Source organism: Pseudomonas sp. SDO5522_S412 (assembly GCF_054071215.1).
In genome coordinates, this window is record NZ_JBSVWQ010000418.1 from 1 (window position 1) to 2093 (window position 2093).

Here is a 2093-nt window from a genome sequence, read left to right on the forward strand (position 1 = left end):
CCACAGCAAGCTCCTCACCCCAGCAAGCTTCCTCACCACAGCAGGCTCACTCACCACAGACAAGCCCCCTCGCCACAAAATCAGCTTTCCATCATCAAGAAGGAATATTTGATGCGCATCATCCTCTTCAGCAGCCAGACCTACGACCGCGACAGCTTTCTCGCCCAACCGCTGCCCGAAGGCATGCAGCTGCAATTCCAGCCGGCCCGGCTGAACATCGACACCGTGGCCCTGGCCGAACACCACGAAGTGGTCTGCGCCTTTATCAACGATGACCTCAGCGCTCCGGTGCTGGAGCAGTTGGCCAGCGGCGGCACCCGCCTGATCGCCCTGCGTTCCGCCGGCTACAACCATGTCGACCTGCCCGCCGCCAAGCGCCTGGGCCTGACCATCGTGCGGGTGCCGGCCTACTCGCCCCATGCGGTGGCCGAACATGCGGTCGCGTTGATCCTGGCCCTCAATCGCCGCCTGCACCGCGCCTACAACCGCACCCGCGACGGTGACTTCAGCCTGCACGGCCTGACCGGGTTCGACCTGGTGGGCAAGACCGTCGGCGTGGTCGGCACCGGGCAGATCGGCGCCACATTCGCCAAGATCATGGCCGGGTTCGGCTGCCAGCTGCTGGCCTACGACCCCTACCCCAATCCGCAGGTCGAGGCCCTTGGCGCCCGGTATGTGAGCCTGCCGCAGTTGCTGGGCGAGTCACAGGTCATCAGCCTGCATTGCCCGCTGACGGCGGACAGCAAACACCTGATCAACGCCCAAAGCCTCGCCCATATGCAGCCCGGCGCGATGCTCATCAACACCGGGCGCGGCGGCCTGGTGGACACCCCGGCGCTGATCGACGCACTCAAGGACGGCCAGCTCGGCTATCTGGGGCTGGATGTGTATGAAGAAGAGGCCCAGCTGTTTTTCGAAGACCGCTCGGACCTGCCCCTGCAAGACGACGTATTGGCGCGCCTGCTGACCTTCCCCAATGTGATCATCACCGCGCACCAGGCCTTCCTGACCCGCGAGGCGCTGGGGGCGATTGCCGGCACCACCCTGGCCAACATCGCGGCGTGGGCTGGCGGGCAGGCGCAAAACCTCGTCGAAGGATGATCAGCGGTCACATAGCCGCGCCATGATGGGTAGCGGCGCATGATAGGATGCCGCGCCTATTTGGAGGATCCATGGCCGAACACGATTTCCGCTTCAGCTTGCTGAGCCCGCAACACACCCTGATCGAATGCCGGGCCTTGGTGCCGGGCCGTTATCAAGTCACCGGCAACGGTGGCTCGATCAAGAACGGCGACGTTCTGATCGTCACCCTGCGCGGCAGCAAAACCCTGTCGATGCGCCTGACCGTCGAAGGCGATGCGCGCTACTCCATCCGCCCGGCGGGCCAGTGGGTCGCCATGGCCCAGGGGCCGAAATTCGGCGAACTGGAGATTCACACCTGGAAGGTCAACTGCGACAGCTGCGACAACGTGCTGGAGTTTGAATTTGCGGTGGAAACCAAGCTGACCAAGGAACCGCTGCAACCGGCCGCCACTGCACGGGTTACCGAGTTGGGCTGGGCCACCCTGGGTGACAAGCACCGCTGCCCGAAATGCCAGCAGGCCGCGCAATGAAAGCCCTGCTGATGCTGGCCGTGCTCGGCGCAGGCCTTGCGGGCTGCGCCAGCGACGAGGTCAAGCTCAAGCAGGATCACAGCTACGTGGTGGAATGGATCGGTGAGCGGCCGCTGATGGATTACGCCCACCTGACCGTAACCCTCGGCGCCGATGGCCGGGCCTATGGCAATGGTGGCTGCAACCATTGGTTTGCGCCCTACACCCTGGACGGCGACAAGCTGAGCTTCGGCAAGGTCGGCAGCACCCGCAAACTCTGCGCCGAAGCGCTGATGGAGCAGGAGCACCGCTTCTTCCAGGCCCTGCAGGGCGTGCAGCGCTGGGACATTTCGCCGATCGAACAGACCCGCTTCTGGCCGGCGGATGGCAAGCCGTTGCGGTTGTGGCTGGAAGAAGGCTGATCTGTAAGGCGCAGCAGGTCTAAATGTGGGAGCGGGCTTGCTCGCGAAAGCGGTGGATCAGTCGATGTATCCGGTGACT

General features: G+C 64.2%; 3 protein-coding genes. All 3 read left to right on the plus strand.

Annotated features, from left to right (window positions below; all coding sequences use genetic code 11):
- The first annotated feature begins 111 nt into the window (after positions 1 to 111).
- The gene (locus ACW9I6_RS32180; RefSeq protein WP_004371376.1) at positions 112 to 1101 is read left to right on the plus strand and encodes a 2-hydroxyacid dehydrogenase; all 990 of its coding nucleotides are present in this window, start codon (positions 112 to 114) and stop codon (positions 1099 to 1101) included.
- Between the two features lie 71 nt (positions 1102 to 1172).
- Positions 1173 to 1613 carry a hypothetical protein gene (locus tag ACW9I6_RS32185; RefSeq protein ID WP_004371378.1) on the plus strand — a complete coding sequence of 147 codons (441 nt, stop codon included), beginning with the start codon at positions 1173 to 1175 and terminating at the stop codon, positions 1611 to 1613.
- Positions 1610 to 2014, plus strand: a complete 405-nt coding sequence (locus tag ACW9I6_RS32190; RefSeq protein WP_004371380.1) for an META domain-containing protein — start codon at positions 1610 to 1612, stop codon at positions 2012 to 2014. The genes ACW9I6_RS32185 and ACW9I6_RS32190 overlap by 4 nt, the downstream gene beginning before the upstream one ends.
- Positions 2015 to 2093 lie beyond the last annotated feature (79 nt).